Below are 18580 nucleotides of genomic sequence, written 5' to 3' on the forward strand. Positions count from 1 at the left end.
TCTGACAGTGAGCAGATATTCTTACGGGAGGCAGGCAGTCCGGATTTGACGTTCCGGCCCGGCTGTCGCTGAATGCGACCGCAAGCCTGTCATAGTTCCCTATCCGGAAATCCCTGCCCCGATGAACACCCTGCCCATCAATTCCGTCCCGGAGGCAAACCCCGGGACGGGCTGGTTCCCGATCTCCATCCGGCTTGCAGGCGCCCGTGTCCTGCTGGTCGGCGGAGGGGAAATCGCCGTCAACAAGGGACGGCTCCTGCTTGAACATGGCGCCCGGATCGATGTGCTGGCTGAACAGCTTCATCCCGTCATGCAGGGCTGGGTCGATGACGGGCTGGTTCTGCATGTGGGGGGAAGGGCGGACGATGTCGCCCTGCGGGGGCTGCTCCCCGGCTGTCGGCTGGTCTATGCCGCGACGGACAGCCGGAAAACCAACCGGCAGGTCGCGGCCCTTGCGGATGAACTGAACATCCCCGTCTGTGCGGTGGACGATCCCCAGCCTTCGAGCTTCATCACGCCGGCGCAGGTGCGTCGGGGCGTGGTGCGCGTGGCCGTTTCCACAGGCGGCGCGGCCCCCGTGCTCGCGCGTCGCCTGCGGGAGCAGATCGAGACGCTTCTTCCTGAAGGAACAGGCCGTCTGGCGGCGTACATGCAGTCCCGTCGGGCACGGGTAGCGGGTCGTTATCCGCAGGTTCAGGACCGCAAGCGCATCTGGGAGGATTTTCTGGATGGTCCCGGCGCACAAGCCGCGCGGGCTGGCGAAGAAAGCCGGGCGGATGCGCATCTTGAGGTGCTTCTGGAGGCGGTCCGCAAAGGGGGCGAAGTCTGGCTGGTCGGAGCTGGCCCGGGTGATCCGGATCTGCTCACCCTCAAGGCTCTGCACCTGATGCAGAACGCGGATTCCGTTCTTTACGACAACCTGCTGTCTCCGGCCCTGCTGGATATGGTGCGTCGTGATGCCGAGCTTGTTTTCGTCGGCAAGCAGCGTGACCGGCACGCCCTGCCACAGGATGAGATCAATCGCGAAATGATCCGCCGCGCCCGCGCTGGTGAGCGTGTCCTGCGGCTCAAGGGCGGCGATCCGTTTATTTTCGGGCGGGGCGGCGAGGAAATCGAGGCTCTGGTCGAGGCCGGGGTTCCGTTCCGGCTGGTGCCCGGCATTTCCGCCGCCAATGGATGCGCCGCCTGTTCCGGTATTCCGCTGACCCACCGGGACTGCGCGCAGGCCTGCCTGTTCGTGACCGGACATGCAAAAGCGGACGGCGTTCTGGACCTGCCCTGGGACGACATGGCCGACCGGCGCCAGACCGTCGTGATCTATATGGGCATTTCCACGCTGCCCCAGCTTGTCGTCGGGTTGATGGAAAAAGGACTGCCGGCGGACTGGCCGGTGGCGATCGTGGAGCGGGGAACGCAGCCGACGCAGCGGGTTTTCACCGGGACGCTGGACACAATCGCGCAGCAGGCCGCTGAAGCGCAGGTGAAATCCCCGGCTCTGGTGATTGTGGGGCAGGTGGTCCGGCATCGGGTGATTTCGCCCTGATCTGAGAGGATCTGCACGGGAGGAAGGACCGATCTCCCAGCCATGTCCCCAGTGCATATCCCTCTTTACGTCCCTGCGGGTTGCTCCCACGTATTCCTGCCTGTGAAACTCCTGTCCTTTCAGTCACATCGCGCTTCACACACCGAGGTCCCATGACCACTCTTGCGTCCATTATCGTCTCGATCGCAGAGGAAATGCGCACGGCGTCCGAACGGGGCACCGTCGCCAGTTACATTCCTCCGCTCGCACGGGTGGACCTGAACCGGTTCGGGATGGCGGTCGTGGGGATGGACGGAGAGACGCATACCGTCGGGGACGCGGAAGTCGCGTTCTCCGTGCAGAGCGTCTCCAAGGTGTTCAGTCTCAGCATGGCGCTCAATGCGATGGGGGACGAACTCTGGGGCCGGGTGCGTCAGGAGCCTTCGGGCAGCGCGTTCAATTCCATCATCCAGCTTGAAAATGAGCACGGAATCCCGCGAAACCCGTTTATCAATGCCGGCGCCATCGTCATCGCTGACATTCTGGTCTCCCGCTACGGTCGCGAAAACGCCCAGACCCGTCTGCTGGAGTTCCTGCGGCCACTCGTGAGCGATCCGGCCTCGATTGACATCGACACGGATGTCGCCCGTCAGGAGCGTGAAACCGGTTTTCGCAACATGGCGCTTGCGAACTACATGCGGACATTCGGCAATATCCGTAACGTGGTTGAAGACACGCTGGATTTCTATTTCCATCAATGCGCCCTGACCATGAGCTGTCACCAGTTGGCGCAGGTCGGGACTTTTCTCATGACGGGTGGGCGTAACCCGCTTACCGGCGAACGGGTCATGTCCGAGCGCAATGCCCAGACGATCCTCGCGCTGATGATGATGTGTGGCCATTATGACGGTTCGGGTGCTTTTGCCATCCGCGTGGGCCTGCCCGGAAAATCCGGTGTGGGGGGTGGGATTCTCGCAATCGCGCCGGGTGTGGCCTCCATCGCGGTCTGGTCGCCCGGGCTGAATGCGCAGGGTAATTCCCTGCTGGGAACCCGCGCGCTGGAGCGGCTCGTGCAGCACACCGGCTGGTCGGTTTTCAGGGCGAGCCCCTGGGTTGCCAATCCGGTCTGACGCCGCGGTATCTCAGCCGGCCAGCGTGTCGTAGAGCAGCTTGAAGTTCAGTAGCAGGATCAGCCCCGCAACGCCCCATGACAGCAGCCGGACAGGTCGCGAGATCACGAATTCGCCCATCTTCTTCCGGTCCGAGACGAACATGACCAGGGGTATGACCGCAAAGGGCAGTTGCAGCGACAGGATGACCTGACTGGACATCAGAAGATCGCCAACGCCCCGGTTGCCGTAGATCAGCGTGACGACCGCTACGGGAATGATCGCCAGCCCGCGTGTGAGCAGGCGTCTGGCCCAGTTCGGGATGCGGAGGTGCAGGAAGCCCTCCATGATGATTTGCCCTGCCAGCGTGCCGGTGATCGTGGAGTTGGTTCCGGCCGCCAGAAGCGCAAGCGCGAATAGTGTGGACGCCATCCCAAGCCCGAGGATCGGGGAGAGCAGCCTGTAGGCATCCTGGATTTCCGCCACATCCTGATGGCCCGAATTATGAAACGCCGCAGCCGCCACGATTAGAATCGCGGCGTTGATGAACAGCGCCAGTGTCAGGGCGATCGTGCTGTCCCAGGTCGTCCAGCGGATGGCATCCCGCCGTCCGGCCGGCGTGCGCTCATAGGCGCGGGTCTGGACGATGGAGGAATGCAGGTACAGGTTATGCGGCATGACGGTCGCACCGATGATGCCTATGGCGATATAAAGCATTCCCGGTGTCGTCACGATCTTCGGATCCGGCAGCAGGCCCGCCAGCACGCTGTGTACAGGCGGTGCGGCAGCTACGACCTGGATCCCGAAACACAGCGCGATGATGGCCAGAAGCGCGATGACGAACGCCTCCAGATACCGGAAGCCCCGGTTCATCAGCATCAGGACCAGGAGCGCGTCAAGGATGGAGAGTAACGCTCCACCCAGTAGTGGCAGGCCGAACAGAAGCTGGAGCGCCACTGCCGTTCCGATCACTTCCGCCAGATCACAGGCAATGATGGCCAGTTCGCATGCCAGCCACAGCATGATGTTGACGCGTGGCGAAAAATGATCCCGGCACGCCTGTGCAAGATCCCGGCCAGTCGCAATACCAAGCCTTGCCGACAGCGCCTGAAGCAGGATGGCCATCAGGTTCGACAGCATGATGACACTGAGCAGCGTATAGCCGTACTGCGCGCCGCCCTGCAGATCGGTGGCCCAGTTGCCCGGATCCATATATCCGACCGAAACCATGAAGCCCGGTCCGACAAACGCCATGAACCGGCTGAACCATGAGGCTTCCGCACCCGGGACGCGGATACTGGAAAACACATCGGGCAGGGTTTGCCGGATTTCCGGGGAGGTCCGGTTATCCACGGGATGCGGGCGGGGAGGAGTGAAGTCTGACATCAGGAATCATATCAATCCCATCCGGAATAATTATTCAATATGCTATATTGATGAGCTTCATGAAAACCTGAAACGGGAGAAAAATCGTGCCTGAACGGACTGGCAAAAATGACGTGAATGTTTTATTCCGCCGCGAATAATGTTTTCCCCATGGAGGCACAGTACAGGAATGGACCGGAAAAGACGTCTGCAGGAGGCGGCCCCCCAGGAGACGCTGCCTGATGTCGAGACCCATTCCGAAGGGTTCCGGGCCAATCGTGCGGCGCGGCGCAATGTGCTTGTCGAGGATTATGTCGAGCTGATTTCGGATCTGCTCTCGGAAGGGCAGGAGGCCCGGCAGGTCGATATCGCCGGGCGTCTGGGGGTCTCGCAGCCGACAGTGGCGAAGATGCTCGCCCGACTCGCGACGGAAGGTTACGTGACGCAGAAGCCCTATCGGGGTGTTTTCCTGACATCGGCCGGGCAGGAAATGGCGGACAGGGCACGCCATCGGCACCGGATCGTGGAGGCGTTTCTGCTGGCGCTTGGCGTCAGTGAGGAGAATGCCCGGGTTGATGCGGAAGGCGTGGAACATTACGTCGGCAGCGAAACCCTGACCCTGTTCGAGAAAGCACTTCAGGGCGGTTTGCAACAGTTCATGCAGGCGCTGCCAGACGCCTGAGTTTCGGACTCAGGTGCAGATTTCGAGCTTTACGCCGTCCTGAACCAGCGATTTGCCCAGTGAAGGTTTGAGGTGGGAGTCCGTCAGGACCCGGTCGAATTCCGACAGGGAGGCCAGACGGTGCAGGCCACCCTTGCGGAACTTCGTGCTGTCCACCAGCAGGACGCACTGGTCCGCGATGTCCATCATGGCCCGCTTGACCTTCACGACGTCCTGATCGTTCTGGAACGCGGTTCCGTTGTGGATGATGGACGTCGAGAGGAACATCATGTTCGCCCGCAGAGACTGTGCCGCCTGCTCGCAGACCAGGCCGAAAAAGGCATTGCGCGGCGGGTTGTAGTCGCCACCAAGGCAGATCAGCTTCAGATTGGGATAAGGCGACAGCGCCTGGATCACGCCCACGGCGTTGGTGATGATCGTCAGCGGGGCAAGGGCGGGCAGCAGGGGGAGCATCGCTGCTACCGTCGTGGAGTCATCGAGAACCAGAACCTGTTCGGGCTGGATCAGCGAGATGGCCCGCTGGATGATCGCATCCTTTAGATCCGTGGCGCGCGAGCGGCGGAAATTGACGGTTTTCTGGGTCGTGACCTTGTTGCGCAGAACGATGCTGCCGTGCAGCTTGTCGATCAGTCCCTGCTGCACCAGCGCATGGGCATCGCGGTGGATTGTCATGCGGCTGACGTCGAAACGCTCTGCCAGACCTTCGATGGTGGCGCTGCCGGTTTCGAGAAGAACATCGAGGATCTGTTTCTGGCGCGCCGTATTGTCCCGCCTTTTTGAATTCTGGGGCGAGGCAGTGGTGATCACGGAGCCCGAACCATCAGTCATGTCTCAAATCGATTCCTGAGCGTGAAAGCAAACAGATGAATGTAAAATCACATTCATCATATCAGGCCCGGAGCCGTCTGTAACGTCCGATGAGCACGATCGGGCAGCGAAAAACCCCTTCGTCAGGAGTTTGCGGCAATTCCCAGAACCTCTGCCGTATCACGACGCAGCGTCGCACAGGCTTCGGAATCCCGGCTCAGGTCAATGCCATAGGCGGGAAAGACCTGCCTGATCCGGGGCAGCCAGTCGCCCTCCACAAGCCTGTCGGGAAAGACGCTCTGCACGACCTGCACGGCAACGGATGCGGCGATGGAGGCGCCCGGAGAGGCGCCCAGAACCGCTACGAGGGAGCGGTCCGCACTTTTCACGAGTTCGGTGCCAAAGCGCAGTTTACCTTGCAGACCGCTGTCCGGTCGGATGATCTGTACGCGCTGTCCCGCCACGACCTTCGTCCAGTCCTCCGACCGGGCCGTCGGATAGAAATCCAGCAGAGCACGGAACCGGGCATCGCTCGTCTGGAGGACCTGTCGCACGAGATAATCCAGAAGGCCGAGATTATCTTTTCCGGCGGTGAGGGCCGGGATGATGTTTCCCGGAGTCAGGGAGCGGAAATAATCCGTCCAGGAGCCACTCCTGAGGAACTTGGTGGAAAAACCGGCATAGGGTCCGAACAGAAGGCAGGATTTGCCGTCGATCACGCGCGTATCGAGATGCGGAACCGACATGGGCGGTGATCCGACGGGGGCCTTGCCGTACACCTTGGCATGATGCTTCCGGGTAATCGTCGGGTCCATGCAGCGCAGCCACAGCCCACTGACCGGAAAGCCCGCGTAATGCGCCGCTTCGGGGATGCCGGATTTCTGAAGCAGCGGCAGGGCGTTTCCGCCTGCGCCGATGAATACGAAGCGCGTCAGGACCGTAGTGGAATGGCCGCTTTCAGTATCTGTCGCCGTGACGCGCCAGCGGCCGTCCTCGGTCCGCGTCAGATCGGTGACACGATGGTTGTAGCGGATGGAGATATTGCGGTCAGTCCTGAACGATGCGGTCAGGGCATGGGTCAGAGCCCCGAAATTGACATCTGTTCCTTCCCTGACACGGGTGGCCGCAACCGGCTGTGTCAGATCGCGTCCCGCCATGGCGAGCGGTGCCCATTGTGCGATGACGGCGGGATCGTCGGTATATTCCATGTCTGCAAAGCAGTGATGGGCGGACATGGCCTCGTAGCGGGCCTTCAGGAAGACCACATCCTCGGTGCCCCAGACCAGGCTGATATGCGGGCAGGGCTGCACGAACGAGGCCGGGTCGGCAATCCGCCCGTCACGCACCCAGTGAGCCCAGAGCTGCCGGGAGAGGTCGAACTCCGTATTGACGGCCAGGGCCTTGGAAATATCGACGCTGCCATCCGCCCGCTGGGGCGTATAGTTCAGCTCGCAGTTGCCCGCATGTCCGGTCCCGGCATTGTTCCAGGCAAAGGAACTTTCCTGCCCGCAATCGCCCAGCGTTTCGAACATCATCATCGAAAGCGATGGGTCCAGCTCCCGCAGCAGGGCGGCGAGTGTGGAACTCATGATCCCGGCGCCGATCAGGACGACATCGGGGCAGAGGCTGGAGAGTGACGACATGGTGCTGAAATCCGGAAGGGACTGAAAAGAAAGCTGGCTGAAAGATCCCTGAAAGCTCAGCCCCTGTAAACAGGACCGGGCGGCAGGAGCTTGCCGGGGTTGAGAATGTGGTGCGGGTCCATCGTGTTCTTCAGGGCCCGCATCACGCTCAGCGTTCCCGCACCATGCTCGGCGTCCAGGAACTCCAGCTTGCCCATGCCGACGCCATGCTCACCGCTGCACGACCCGTCGAGGGAGAGGGCACGGCCCACGATCTTCCGGTCCAGATCGAGCGCCCGCTGATGCCCTTCAGGCGTATCGTCCGTGATGATGAGCGTATGGAAATTGCCGTCGCCCACATGCCCGAGAAGGGGCGCGCGCAGGCCGGAGGCCTCGATATCGCGATGTACGCCCTCGATCAGTTCTCCCAGACGCGAGATCGGAACGATGCAGTCCGTGGAAATGACACGTGCGCCCGGAACGATGGCCTTTGCCGCCCAGTACGCATCATGCCGCGCTTTCCACAGACGCGTCCGCTCTTCCGGGCTTTCGGCCCAGGCAAAGCCCAGTCCGTTATTGCCTGACGCAATGGCTTCGGTCGTCTCGACCTGCTCGCGTACGGCCGCCGGCGAGCCTGTAAACTCGAAGAACAGCGTCGTCAGCGGCTGATATTCCGTCAGACCGGAATACCGGATGGAGGCTGCCATCTGCACGCTGTCCATCAGTTCCACGCGGGTGATGGGGATGCCGCACTGGATGATTTCCATGGCCGTCTGGATGGCGTCATGCAGGTTTTCAAACTGGCAGATGGCGGCGGACACGGTATCGGGGCGCCCGTGGAGCCGAAGCTGGACCTCCGTGATGATGCCGAGTGTTCCTTCCGATCCCACGAAAAGGGACGTTAAATCATAGCCGGTGGAAGACTTGCGGACGCGACCGCCCGTGCGGATGATCTCCCCGGTTGCCAGAACGACCGTCAGGCCCAGTACGTTTTCCTTCATCGTGCCGTAACGCACGGCCGCAGTCCCCGAGGCGCGGGTGGCACACATGCCGCCGATCGTTGCTTCCCCGCCCGGATCGACTGGAAAGAACAGTCCGGTCTCGCGGATTTCCACATTCAGGGCCTGTCGGGTGATGCCGGCCTGAACCCGGCAGTCCAGATCCTCGGCATTCAGCTCCACGATGCCCGTCATGCGCGAAAGGTCGAGGCTCAGGGCATGTTCCGGAGGGACGACATGCCCCTCCACGGACGTGCCGGCGCCAAAAGCCACGACCGGCACCCGCAATGCATGGCAATGCCGCAGAACCGTCGAGACATCCTGCGTACTCTGCGCGAACAGGACCGCCTCGGGGAGGCGTGAGGCATTCATCGCTTCGCCATGACTGTGCTCTTCGCGAACGGATGGCGCGGTGCTGATCTGCTCTCCCATGAGCGGCTGGAGAGCCTTGAGAACGGCCTGAAGACGGTTCGGGGCAGGGGCGGAAGAGGCGGTCATGACGAGGTCCGGCATGGAAGAGGGACGCTCTTCATAGGCCGGATCGGAGACCCGGGAAATATCTTCGGATCAAGATCGTGGCATAAAATGTAATAATCTGTCGGAAAAGGAATATACGATGGAAGATCAGATATTATCCGTCATGCCGACCGGTTGTCAGCGCAGGAAAATATTGCTGGCCCGGCTGACGAAGATATACGTCCGGTAATCGTCCTTGTTGTCCACGAGGATCCCCTGTTCCAGATCCGCCCCGACCTTCATGGCCGATCCGATTACCAGGATCTTCCGGTTCAGGACCATCTTGCGGAAATCCCCGCCGAAACGGATATCGGCATTATAGGCCACGGCGGACGTGATCTGCACAGCGACATTCGCCCGGTCCAGATAGGTCTCCTCGGAATTGAGAAAGACCATCTTGTTCCGCACATTCACGCTCTTCACCGTCATGACGAACGTGCCCGGCACGACGGTCCTTTGTGTGGTTTCGCGTAGTGTGTCGGCAGGTGTCAGTCTTTTTTCGAGAACCCAGTCGCCGGAGCAGCCGGTCTGGGCGATCAGGGACGTGAAAAGGGCAAGAGAAAGGAAGATCTTGCGCACAGCCATCTGAATATCTCTGCCGACTATGAAAATGACGGATCGAGCCTAGGAGAGAATATTCCGGGTGTCGTGCAAAATTTTCACGTCCTATGGAAGAATAAGTGCCATCAGGGCGTGAAGACGACTGTCCTGCTGCCGTTGATGATCGTCCGGCGCTCGATGTGATACCGCACGGCACGCGCCAGAACGCGACGCTCGATATCGCGTCCTTTGCGGATCAGGTCGTCGGGCGTATCGGCATGGGAAATGCGCTCGACATCCTGCTCGATGATCGGGCCTTCATCGAGATCGCTCGTGACATAATGGGCAGTGGCGCCAATCAGCTTCACCCCACGGGCAAAAGCCTGATGGTACGGGCGGGCGCCCTTGAAGCCGGGCAGGAAGGAATGGTGGATATTGATGCAGCGTCCCGACAGGCTGGCGGCCATGTCATTGGACAGGACCTGCATGTAACGCGCCAGAATGACCAGTTCAGCACGACTTTCAGCAAAGAGGCGGAGGATACGCGCCTCCTGCGCCTGCTTCGTTTCTTTCGTGATCGGGAAATGATGGAAGGGAATGCCGTAGAAATCCAGATCGGCAAACACTTCGCGAGGGTGGTTTGAGACGATCCCGACGGGCTCGACGGGAAGCTCGCCGATGCGCCAGCGATAGAGCAGGTCCACCAGACAGTGATCGAACCGCGAGACCAGGATCAGCACCCGCGGACGGACGGAACGGTCATGCAGGGACCAGTCCATTTTCCAGGCCTCCGCAAGCGTTTTCAGGTCCTCCCTGAGCGCGTCAGCATCCGGTCCGCCTTCCATGATTTCAAAGACGATCCGCATGAAGAAGACCGTACTGTCCCGGTCATCGAACTGCTGCGCCTCGGTGATGTTGGCGTTCAGTTCCGCCAGCCTGCCACTGATTGCCGCCACGATACCCGGACGGTTCGGGCAGGAAAGCGTCAGGATGAAGGTGGATTGCGGAACTGAACGGGCCGTCATGGAGTGCCTTTTCTCGTCTTTAGTGGAACACACCGTCCTCAGACGGTGAAGTATTTCGCGTTCGGGTTGAGGAACACGAGAGCGGATGTCGACTGCTCGGGATGAAGCTGATAACCGTCCGAAAGCGACACGCCAATGCGTTCGGCATCCAGCATTTTCAGGATTGGTTCCTGATCCTCAAGCCGTGGGCAGGCGGGATAGCCAAAGGAATAGCGCGAGCCGCGATAGGACTGTGAGAGCAGCTTCTCCATGTCGCGGTTGTCTTCGCCCGCAAAACCCAGTTCGGCGCGGATGCGCTTGTGGGTGTATTCCGCCATGGCTTCCGCCATCTCGACCGACAGACCGTGCAGGTACAGATAGTCCTGATAGCGGTTTTCCTCGAACCACACCCGCGCCAGATCGGACGCTTTCTGCCCGACGGTCACGACCTGTAGCCCGACCACATCGCGGGTGTCGTCGCTAATGTCGCGCACGAAGTCGGCGATGCACTCGCCGTCATCCTTGGGCTGGCGTGGCATGGTAAACCGCGCGGCTTCCGTCTTGCCGTCCTCTTCGAATAGCACGAGATCGTTCCCGTCCCCTGCGGCTTTCCAGTACCCGTAAATCGCCTGAGGTCGGATGATGTCCTGCTCGGCACTCAGGGCCAGCATGCGCTTGAGCACGGGGCGAAGCTCGATCTTGGCGTATTCCATGAACTCGTCGAGCGAGCGGCCCTGTTTCCGGAACCCCCACTGGAACTGGTACAACGAGCGCTCATTAAGGAACGGCAGAACCGCATTCGGCGTCGCTTCCAGAACGCGCGCGCCCCAGAACGGCGGCGTAATGACAGGCTCGGAGCCTGAAATGCGCTCACGCCTGGCCTTCGCGGCCTCACGATCCACAACGCCGAAGCCGCGCGTCTCAGCCGTTTCGGGCGCGCGTTCGGTTTTGCGGCTTGCCTGACTGGCGCGGCGCGTCTGGATTGCGCCGAGATAGCTGTCGATTTCCTTGTTGGCGATCTTGTCCATCAGGCCCAGACCATCAAAGGCGTCGCGCGCATAGGCCACGCGTCCCGGCTCACCCGCGCCATAGGAACGGGCGCATTCTTCTTCAACGTAATTGCGTGTCAGGGCCGCGCCACCGAGAATGACCGGAACGTCAAAGCCCTGACGGTGCATTTCCGCAAGGTTTTCGCGCATGATGACCGTGGATTTCACCAGAAGCCCGGACATGCCCAGCGCATCGGCCTTGTGTTCCTTTACGGCTGCGATCATGTCCGCAAGCGGCACCTTGATGCCCAGATTGATGACCTGATAGCCGTTATTGGTCAGGATGATGTCCACGAGGTTCTTGCCGATATCGTGCACGTCACCCTTGACGGTGGCGAGGACCATCGTGCCGCGATGCTGGCCTTCCGCGCGTTCCATATGCGGCTCAAGCCAGGCCACGGCGGTCTTCATCGTCTCAGCGGACTGCAACACGAACGGGAGCTGCATCTTGCCCGAACCGAACAGTTCGCCCACGACTTTCATGCCATCGAGCAGGACGTTGTTGATGATGTCGAGCGGCGGCATTTCCGTCATCGCGTCTGCCAGATCCTGCTCGATGCCCTTGCGGTCACCATCGACAATCCGGTCCTTCAGACGTCCTGCGGGCGTTTCCGCACGGCGCTTTTTGACGGCATCGGCGGCTTTACGGCCCGCGAACAGCTCCAGCAGCTTCTGGAGCGGATCGTAGTCCTCCGTGCGGCGGTCGAAAATCAGGTCTTCCGCGACCTTGACCTCTTCCGGGGCAATGAGATGCAGCGGACGGATCTTGGAGACATGCACGATCGCACCCGTCATGCCGGCCCTGACGGCATGGTCGAGGAACACCGAGTTCAGCACCGCACGCGCGGCAGGGTTCAGGCCGAAGGAGATGTTCGACAGGCCGAGGATGATCTGGATGTCCGGGAACTTGTCGCGGATGAGCTTGATGCCCTCAAGCGTCCACTGCCCGAGCTTGCGGTCGTCCTCCACACCTGTCGCGATGGTAAAGGTCAGTGGATCGATCATCAGGTCGGACTGCGGCAGCCCGTACTGGGTGCAAGCGAAATCGACCAGACGTTCAGCGATGCGCAGCTTGTCCTGCGGCTCCTTCGCCATGCCGACTTCGTCGATCGTCAGCGCAATCATGGCCGCGCCGAACTTGCGGGCCAGCTTCATGCGGTCATGAGCCTGCTGCTCGCCATCCTCGAAGTTGATCGAGTTGATGATGGGCTTGCCGCCATGCAGCTTGAGCGCGGCCTCAATGACCGGCGTTTCGGTGGAATCAATTACCAGCGGCGCATTCACGGACGATGTAAAGCGCGTGACGACCTCGTTCATTTCGCGGACTTCATCACGCCCGACGAAGGCCGTGCAGATGTCGAGCGCGTTGGAGCCCTCGGCAGCCTGTTCACGGCCGATGGCCACGCAGCCGTCCCAGTCATTGGCTTCCTGAAGCTCGCGCCATTTCTTGGAGCCATTGGCGTTGCAGCGCTCGCCGATAGAGAAATAGCTGTTTTCCTGACGCAGCGGCGTCTGCGTATAGAGGCTGGAGACCGACGGCATCCAGATCGTGTTGCGCGTGACCGGGGCAGGGCGCAGCTTCGTGCCACCCAGGCGACGCAGCATCCCGTCCAGCGCCTGAATATGCGGCGTGGACGTGCCACAGCAGCCGCCGATCAGGTTCAGTCCGTCTTCCTTGACGAAGCGCTCCATCCAGACGGCCATTTCCTCGGGGCTGAGCGGATAGACGGTCTTGCCGTCCACAAGCTCGGGCAGACCGGCATTGGGCTGCATGGAAATGAGGCCGGGCCAGTTTTCCGACAGCCAGCGGACATGCTCGCCCATTTCCTGCGGGCCGGTGGCGCAGTTCAGGCCGAGCGATGGGACGTCCAGCGCCTGAACGGTCGTGGCGGCAGCAGCGATATCGGGGCCGACCAGCAGCGTGCCGGTGGTCTCGACTGTAACCTGTACGAAGATCGGCGCATCGGAGCCGAGTTCGATCCTGGCAATCTTTGCGGCGTTCACGGCCGCCTTGATCTGGAGCGTGTCCTGACACGTCTCGATCAGGAACCCGTCCACGCCGCCATCAATCAGCCCGCGGCACTGCTCAACAAGACCGGCTTCCAGATCATCATAGGCAATGTTGCCCAACGTCGGCAGCTTCGTGCCCGGCCCGATCGACCCCATGACGTAACGGTGCCGCCCGTCCGAAAACGTCTCGGCGGCCTCGCGCGCCAGTGTTGCGGCCGTACGGTTGATTTCGCGCGTGCGGTCCTGAAGCCCGAACTCCGCCAGCGTAACGATGGAGCCGCCGAACGTGTTCGTCTCCACCATGTCCGCGCCGGCTTCGAAATAGCCGCGATGGATTTCGCGCACGAGTTCCGGGCGCGAGAGGTTCAGGATTTCGGTGCAGTTTTCCTGCCCCCAGTAATCGCGCTCGACTTCGAGATCCAGCATCTGCACCCGCGATCCCATGCCGCCATCACACAGCAGGACCTGTTCGGCGAGGGCGTCAAGCAGATGGGGACGTGAGGACATGGGCAGAATGCTCTGTAACTGGAAAGGAGGGGGCAGGTTCGGAACCCGTGATCGAAGCAGCGCCTCTATACACGGTCAGGGACAGGAGGGTGTAGCAAAACGCCTTCACTCCGGCAAAGAGGCAACACCATGAAAATGCTGCCCGCTCTGCACAGGGCTGCTACAGAAGAGAGCATGACGTCTTCCGGCACAGCACTGATCCCCCTGACCCTCCTGTCCGATCGGGCGGAATGGCCGGAAGAACGCAGACGCGGGGCCCTGCTCATCGGTGATCCCGGGTCGGACAGGGGATGGGGCGATGTGGCCGACATTCCTGCATCGTCACCTTTCAGAACCCGTCACGCTTCGGGATGTCTGTGCTGCACCCGTGATCCCGTAGCTATGGTGCTCGCACAGGTTTTTCAGGATCGCGTACTTGGCAAGCGCCCGTTTTTTCAGGAAGTCGCCGTGGCTGCCGGGCAGACAGAGCATGCGGCGATACGGCAACAGCTTGAAAATGACCTACTGGTCCGCGCCCGCTACAGGCTTCTGTCCTGAGCCAGAGGTTCTTTTCCACGCTGGAAGGGTTTTGCAGATCGGGTCTATGCTGATGCCTGACTTCGGGATAACTGGACGGCATGACGACAGACGCAGAACAGGACGGCCCGCTCCGGCAGCGCAAGAAGGACCGCACCCACGCTGCGCTGGTGCGCGAGGCCATGCGCCTGTTCTCGACATGCGGTTACGAGGAAACTTCCGTCGATCAGATCGCGGAAGCGGCCCGGATTTCACGCAGGACCCTGTTTCGCTATTTTCCCGGCAAGGCAGACATCATTCTCGCCTGGACGCATGGCGTGACCACCATTCTGGCCGATGCCATCCGTGACGTGCCACAGGGCGTGTCCCTGCAGGATGCCGTTCTGGCGGGACTGGTGCCAGTTGTGGCCTGTTATTCGTCCGACCGGCTGGATGCCTATGCGGTTGTCCGTCTCGTGGAGCAGACGCCCGCGCTGCGTGACATGGCTCTGCGCCGGTATTCCGAATGGGAAGAGACGCTGGCCTCCGCCCTGATCGCCCGGCTGCCTGCGACCGAAATGCCGTCGCTCGTGGCCCGCCTGCTGGCCCGGACGGCGATTGCGACGTTCCGCACCGCTCTCGACGAGTGGATGAAGACCGAAGGCCAGTCCGATCTGGAAGCCATCCTGCGCCGGACGTTTACGCTCCAGCCCCTGTTGTGGCAGGACGATTTTCCCCTGAGTTCCGGCTGAGAGTTCCGGCTGTCTCTCAGAGGTCCAGCTCGATGCTGAAATGATACGTCCGGGGCAGGCCCGCCACGGCCGAATTCGTGGCCGAACTCACGCCATTGATGCTCGACGGATAGACGGAGGCCCAGTAGCTCTGGTTCGTCACGTTGTTCACACCAAAACGGAAAACCAGCGGCTGGCCATAGGCATGGGTGGCATAACGCGCGCCCAGATCCAGCGTGACGTAAGATGGCGCAAAGGTCGTGTTGTACACGTTGGCGGTGCGACGACCCATATAATGGACATTCGCGTTGACGGCAGCGCCCTTGAGGAATGGCAGGCGATAATCCAGCAGCGCATTCGCCATCAGGGGAGGGACGCCCACGACCTGCTTGTTGGCCGTTTTGGCAGAATTCGTATCCAGAAGCTGGGCATCAAGCCAGGTCATACCCCCCAGAAAAGTCAGGTTCTCGGTGATGTTGCCTGAGGCCTGAAATTCGACGCCGTAGTTCCGCTGGTTGCCGAAATTGCCATAGACATTCGTGGCCGGGTCTACGAAACCAAAGGGGCGGGACATGCGGAAGCCGGCAATGTTCACCTGCATGCGCTTTGCGATGAGGATCTTGTAGCCGACCTCGTATTCTTCCGAGCGCAGCGGTGCCGTCACTTCATTGACGTTGAGCGCCCCCGCAGGCGCGATGGTGCCCGCCTGAAGTGAGCGCCCCCAGGTGAAATACAGGGTCTGGTTGTCGGTGGGCTTGTACATCAGGCTCGTCATCGGGCTGAAGGCGGCCGAGCGGTTGTAGCTGGACGTCTTTGTTCCCGTCTTGGCGTAATTGTCCGTGTTCAGCCAGCTCCAGGCCAGTGATCCCATGATGGACCAGTGTCTGCCGAGCGAGATGGTATCCCCCGCCAGAAGGGACTGGTTCATCGTATCGGCGGATTTGTACCGGCCCGAGTAATAGGGCTGAACGCTGGCGAAGTTCCTGGGATGGCCGAGCGTCGCTTCCCCGAGGGTGATGGTGCCGGTGGAGGAGGTGGGGTTGTAGTTCCCCATCATGTAGCCATTTGTGCCGAGTTCGATCTGATGGCGCAGGGGGCCGGTGCGGAACTTTCCGTTCAGATAGGCCATGTTGCTGCCCGCGACAAAATCATTGGCTGTGAGGGCCGCAGAGATCGTCTGGCGGTACAGACCGGAAGAATTGAGAAGCTGGTTGGATGTGCTGAACACGTTACGCGCCGCGTTCTGCCACAGGCCACCAAGCTTGAGGCTCCAGTTGTCGTTGAAGGTATGGATGATCTTGGCCATCGCCGTATCGGTTTCCATATTGTAGCCTGCCTGCGGCTGGCCATAACCCTTCTGGCTCAGATCCGGAGCATGGGGAAGCTGGATCGCCGTGCTGTAGGCGAAGCCGCCCGGATAGCCCCGCTCGGCATAGGTGTACTGGCTGGCGTCGATCTGGATGACCGTCTTTGGTGAGAGGTGAATATCGAAATCGCCACTGACGAGATCACGCCGCAGATGCGAGCCCTCGACATAGCCTTCGCCATTCTGGTTCAGCAGGTTCAGCCGGTATCCGAACCATTTGTTTTTGCCCACACGTCCTGACACATCCAGGCTTTCTATCGGCGACCCAATGGAATCCACACCGGCCACGAAACGCTCCGTCATGCGGTCCGTCGGGCGCTTGAGCGTGAAGTCGAACGTGCCGGCCGGGTTCTGCGGTCCGTAAAGCGCGCCTGCCAGACCGTTCAGCACCTGCATGCTGTCGAACTGCTCGGCGGCATAAGGCGTGGTGATGACCATGTTCAGCCCGTCCATGCGGGTATTGGAAATCACGTCACCTTCAAAGCCGCGGGACTGCGGGCGACTGGTATTCGGATCACCACGCATTTCAAGCTGGGCGGACGGCACATACGCTACGAGATCGTTGATGTTCCGCGCCTGCTGGTTCACCAGGACATCATGCGGCACGACCATGATGGACATGGGCGTATCGAGGACGGAGCGGGTGCCAAGCGGCCCCAGTGCCACATCTTTGGTCCGGTAATCGGCAGTCGTGCCGGAGCCGTTGCGGCGGTGAACCGTAAGGGTTTCGGGTTTTGGAGCCGCGGGTCCTGCTTTGGCCGCAACGGTTTTCGTTCCGGGAACGGGTTGTGTTTCTGCGGCAAACGCAGGCATACCGCTCAGTATGGATCCGGAGAAGCAACATAGCAGCAGACGTGCGGATTTCATGACGGGTCCTGATCGGCATAGGTCGTAAGGCAGGACCCTTGTTTCTATATTTTGGCACTCAGTGTCAAAAAGATTCGCCTCTTCAGCCTTTCTGGCGTTCGGGCTTTTTCATGTCTGTTTCCTGAAAGACACAGATATGCTCGGGCGGCGCTCTTTTATCGACTGGCGTCGATCTGATCGACGATCGTCAGGACGTCCGGCCAGTTACTGGCACGGAGCGGCCATGTTTCGTCCATGTTGTGGGGTGCCGTGAAAAGCACCCCCTGACCCTGAAACCGCCTGAAATGCCGCAGATTGTCATCGATCATCACGTCGGCTGCGAGGATGCTCTTGTCGCCGCAGAAGACGATGTTCAGCGGGGAGATGCACGGGAAATGCTCCCGCAGCCACGCGAATTTCGGGGCGCAGGACGCCGGATACTCCATGGCCGCCGTGGTGATGAACACTTCGCAGGTCTCGCACAGGGCGGAAATGGCATCCTGTGCGCCGGGCATGACGGCGAGTGAGGCGAAGAAATCTCCCTGATGCAGCATGGCTTCCATGGCCCCATAATCCTCGGTGGATACGAGATCCCGGAAGCGCTGCCCCCGCAGTTCAGCATCGGTCCACTCATAGCCGCAGGTTTTGCGAAACCATGTACGCTGTGCAGAGAACGCGTCCGCAAGGACTTCATCCATATCAACAGCAAGACGCAGACGGGGCGGGGGCATGGGAGGCTCCGGTAGCTGAAACAGGACCAGAACCTTCTTCCCGATAGGGCTTCAGGACAAGGGGAAAGACGGTCATAGTGATAAAAATAAATCTTATACTTGAATTAAAGATTTAATATTCTTGATTTACAAGTATTTCAAATGTGTCATTTGCGGATAAGTGACTTTATTCAAGTCAACTATTCTTGTTCTGTATTTCTGAAACTGTAAGCATGGGGTTCTGTTTTGGGATGGTCCGGTTCAGAACCTCTTTTTCAAAAAGAGGGCACGCCGGCATCTGTGGAAGGAAAACCATCATGTTTCTTAAATATGAAGAGAATTTCCGTATCGTGTCTGCTGCCAACGGCTCCGGTAGTGGCGCTTCCGGCAACTCGGGCAATTTCTCGCAGGATCGCGAGAAAGCTTCGACGGCCGGCCGCAAGGGCGGAGAGCACAGCCATAACGGTCACACCGCGAAAGAGAGCTCCAAAGCGTCCTCTTCGGGCGGCGAACACTCAGGCCGTGGTTTTGCCCGGGATCCCCAGAAGGCGTCCGAGGCCGGGCGCAAAGGTGGACAGGCTTCCCACAAGTCCTGAATCACCCGGCCTGCAAAAGGAGCAAAGCCTCCTTGCAGGGCTTCTGGCGCAAAACCTGCCGAGGGATCATCCCCGGCAGGTTTTATGCTGAAAAACGATTTCCCG

General features: G+C 60.6%; 15 protein-coding genes. 6 read left to right on the forward strand and 9 right to left on the reverse strand.

Annotation, left to right across the window (positions count from 1 at the left end; translation table 11 throughout):
- Positions 1 to 121: 121 nt before the first annotated feature.
- Positions 122 to 1543 carry a siroheme synthase CysG gene (gene cysG / locus ABF859_RS04695; RefSeq protein WP_415526603.1) on the forward strand — a complete coding sequence of 474 codons (1422 nt, stop codon included), beginning with the start codon at positions 122 to 124 and terminating at the stop codon, positions 1541 to 1543.
- 152 nt (positions 1544 to 1695) lie between these two features.
- Positions 1696 to 2652 carry a glutaminase gene (locus tag ABF859_RS04700; RefSeq protein WP_415526605.1) on the forward strand — a complete coding sequence of 319 codons (957 nt, stop codon included), beginning with the start codon at positions 1696 to 1698 and terminating at the stop codon, positions 2650 to 2652.
- A gap of 12 nt (positions 2653 to 2664) precedes the next feature.
- Here the strand turns inward: ABF859_RS04700 and ABF859_RS04705 are convergent, their stop codons facing one another.
- A complete protein-coding gene (locus ABF859_RS04705) occupies positions 2665 to 4017 on the reverse strand; it encodes an Nramp family divalent metal transporter (protein ID WP_415526607.1) in 1353 nt (450 codons plus the stop codon).
- Between the two features lie 169 nt (positions 4018 to 4186).
- Here ABF859_RS04705 and mntR point away from each other — a divergent pair, with 169 nt between their 5' ends.
- On the forward strand, positions 4187 to 4678 hold the full coding sequence (gene mntR, locus ABF859_RS04710; protein WP_415526609.1) for a manganese-binding transcriptional regulator MntR: 492 nt from the start codon (positions 4187 to 4189) through the stop codon (positions 4676 to 4678).
- A gap of 9 nt (positions 4679 to 4687) precedes the next feature.
- Here the strand turns inward: mntR and ABF859_RS04715 are convergent, their stop codons facing one another.
- The 6 genes from ABF859_RS04715 to metH form a co-directional block, all read right to left on the reverse strand.
- Positions 4688 to 5506 carry a DeoR/GlpR family DNA-binding transcription regulator gene (locus ABF859_RS04715; protein ID WP_415526611.1) on the reverse strand — a complete coding sequence of 273 codons (819 nt, stop codon included), beginning with the start codon at positions 5504 to 5506 and terminating at the stop codon, positions 4688 to 4690.
- 122 nt (positions 5507 to 5628) lie between these two features.
- On the reverse strand, positions 5629 to 7128 hold the full coding sequence (gene mqo / locus ABF859_RS04720; RefSeq protein ID WP_415526613.1) for a malate dehydrogenase (quinone): 1500 nt from the start codon (positions 7126 to 7128) through the stop codon (positions 5629 to 5631).
- A 56-nt stretch (positions 7129 to 7184) separates the two neighbouring features.
- Positions 7185 to 8603 (reverse strand): FAD-binding oxidoreductase, encoded by a 1419-nt coding sequence (locus ABF859_RS04725; RefSeq protein WP_415526615.1) that lies wholly within the window; start codon positions 8601 to 8603, stop codon positions 7185 to 7187.
- A gap of 156 nt (positions 8604 to 8759) precedes the next feature.
- Positions 8760 to 9206, reverse strand: a complete 447-nt coding sequence (locus ABF859_RS04730; protein ID WP_415526617.1) for a hypothetical protein — start codon at positions 9204 to 9206, stop codon at positions 8760 to 8762.
- Between the two features lie 101 nt (positions 9207 to 9307).
- The gene (gene purU, locus ABF859_RS04735) at positions 9308 to 10186 is read right to left on the reverse strand and encodes a formyltetrahydrofolate deformylase (RefSeq protein WP_415526619.1); all 879 of its coding nucleotides are present in this window, start codon (positions 10184 to 10186) and stop codon (positions 9308 to 9310) included.
- A 38-nt stretch (positions 10187 to 10224) separates the two neighbouring features.
- Entirely contained in the window at positions 10225 to 13731 is a 3507-nt protein-coding gene (gene metH, locus ABF859_RS04740) for a methionine synthase (protein ID WP_415526621.1), read from the reverse strand.
- 129 nt (positions 13732 to 13860) lie between these two features.
- Between metH and ABF859_RS04745 the strand changes: the two genes are divergently transcribed.
- Positions 13861 to 14268 carry a hypothetical protein gene (locus ABF859_RS04745; RefSeq protein ID WP_415526623.1) on the forward strand — a complete coding sequence of 136 codons (408 nt, stop codon included), beginning with the start codon at positions 13861 to 13863 and terminating at the stop codon, positions 14266 to 14268.
- An 80-nt stretch (positions 14269 to 14348) separates the two neighbouring features.
- Entirely contained in the window at positions 14349 to 14978 is a 630-nt protein-coding gene (locus ABF859_RS04750) for a TetR family transcriptional regulator (RefSeq protein ID WP_415526625.1), read from the forward strand.
- 16 nt (positions 14979 to 14994) lie between these two features.
- Here ABF859_RS04750 and ABF859_RS04755 read toward each other — a convergent pair whose 3' ends face one another.
- Together ABF859_RS04755 and ABF859_RS04760 are read right to left on the reverse strand one after the other, a co-directional pair.
- Positions 14995 to 17136: a TonB-dependent receptor gene (locus ABF859_RS04755; RefSeq protein WP_415526626.1), complete on the reverse strand. Its 2142-nt coding sequence runs from the start codon at positions 17134 to 17136 to the stop codon at positions 14995 to 14997.
- Between the two features lie 209 nt (positions 17137 to 17345).
- Positions 17346 to 17900, reverse strand: a complete 555-nt coding sequence (locus ABF859_RS04760; RefSeq protein ID WP_415526628.1) for a 5' nucleotidase, NT5C type — start codon at positions 17898 to 17900, stop codon at positions 17346 to 17348.
- 296 nt (positions 17901 to 18196) lie between these two features.
- Between ABF859_RS04760 and ABF859_RS04765 the strand changes: the two genes are divergently transcribed.
- Positions 18197 to 18475: a general stress protein gene (locus tag ABF859_RS04765; protein WP_415526630.1), complete on the forward strand. Its 279-nt coding sequence runs from the start codon at positions 18197 to 18199 to the stop codon at positions 18473 to 18475.
- Positions 18476 to 18580: the final 105 nt, after the last annotated feature.

This window comes from Gluconobacter sp., assembly GCF_047722525.1.
Lineage (GTDB): Bacteria > Pseudomonadota > Alphaproteobacteria > Acetobacterales > Acetobacteraceae > Gluconobacter.

What these genes read in the sequence shown, in the direction of transcription:
- ABF859_RS04700 (WP_415526605.1), top strand. Translation starts at nt 1,696, where the DNA reads ATGACCACTCTTGCGTCCATTATCGTCTCGATCGCAGAGGAAATGCGC.
- metH (WP_415526621.1), bottom strand. Translation starts at nt 13,731, where the DNA reads ATGTCCTCACGTCCCCATCTGCTTGACGCCCTCGCCGAACAGGTCCTG.
- mqo (WP_415526613.1), bottom strand. Translation starts at nt 7,128, where the DNA reads ATGTCGTCACTCTCCAGCCTCTGCCCCGATGTCGTCCTGATCGGCGCC.
- mntR (WP_415526609.1), top strand. Translation starts at nt 4,187, where the DNA reads ATGGACCGGAAAAGACGTCTGCAGGAGGCGGCCCCCCAGGAGACGCTG.
- ABF859_RS04730 (WP_415526617.1), bottom strand. Translation starts at nt 9,206, where the DNA reads ATGGCTGTGCGCAAGATCTTCCTTTCTCTTGCCCTTTTCACGTCCCTG.
- ABF859_RS04760 (WP_415526628.1), bottom strand. Translation starts at nt 17,900, where the DNA reads ATGCCCCCGCCCCGTCTGCGTCTTGCTGTTGATATGGATGAAGTCCTT.
- ABF859_RS04705 (WP_415526607.1), bottom strand. Translation starts at nt 4,017, where the DNA reads ATGTCAGACTTCACTCCTCCCCGCCCGCATCCCGTGGATAACCGGACC.
- ABF859_RS04765 (WP_415526630.1), top strand. Translation starts at nt 18,197, where the DNA reads ATGTTTCTTAAATATGAAGAGAATTTCCGTATCGTGTCTGCTGCCAAC.
- ABF859_RS04715 (WP_415526611.1), bottom strand. Translation starts at nt 5,506, where the DNA reads ATGACTGATGGTTCGGGCTCCGTGATCACCACTGCCTCGCCCCAGAAT.
- purU (WP_415526619.1), bottom strand. Translation starts at nt 10,186, where the DNA reads ATGACGGCCCGTTCAGTTCCGCAATCCACCTTCATCCTGACGCTTTCC.
- ABF859_RS04725 (WP_415526615.1), bottom strand. Translation starts at nt 8,603, where the DNA reads ATGACCGCCTCTTCCGCCCCTGCCCCGAACCGTCTTCAGGCCGTTCTC.
- cysG (WP_415526603.1), top strand. Translation starts at nt 122, where the DNA reads ATGAACACCCTGCCCATCAATTCCGTCCCGGAGGCAAACCCCGGGACG.
- ABF859_RS04745 (WP_415526623.1), top strand. Translation starts at nt 13,861, where the DNA reads ATGAAAATGCTGCCCGCTCTGCACAGGGCTGCTACAGAAGAGAGCATG.
- ABF859_RS04755 (WP_415526626.1), bottom strand. Translation starts at nt 17,136, where the DNA reads ATGCCTGCGTTTGCCGCAGAAACACAACCCGTTCCCGGAACGAAAACC.
- ABF859_RS04750 (WP_415526625.1), top strand. Translation starts at nt 14,349, where the DNA reads ATGACGACAGACGCAGAACAGGACGGCCCGCTCCGGCAGCGCAAGAAG.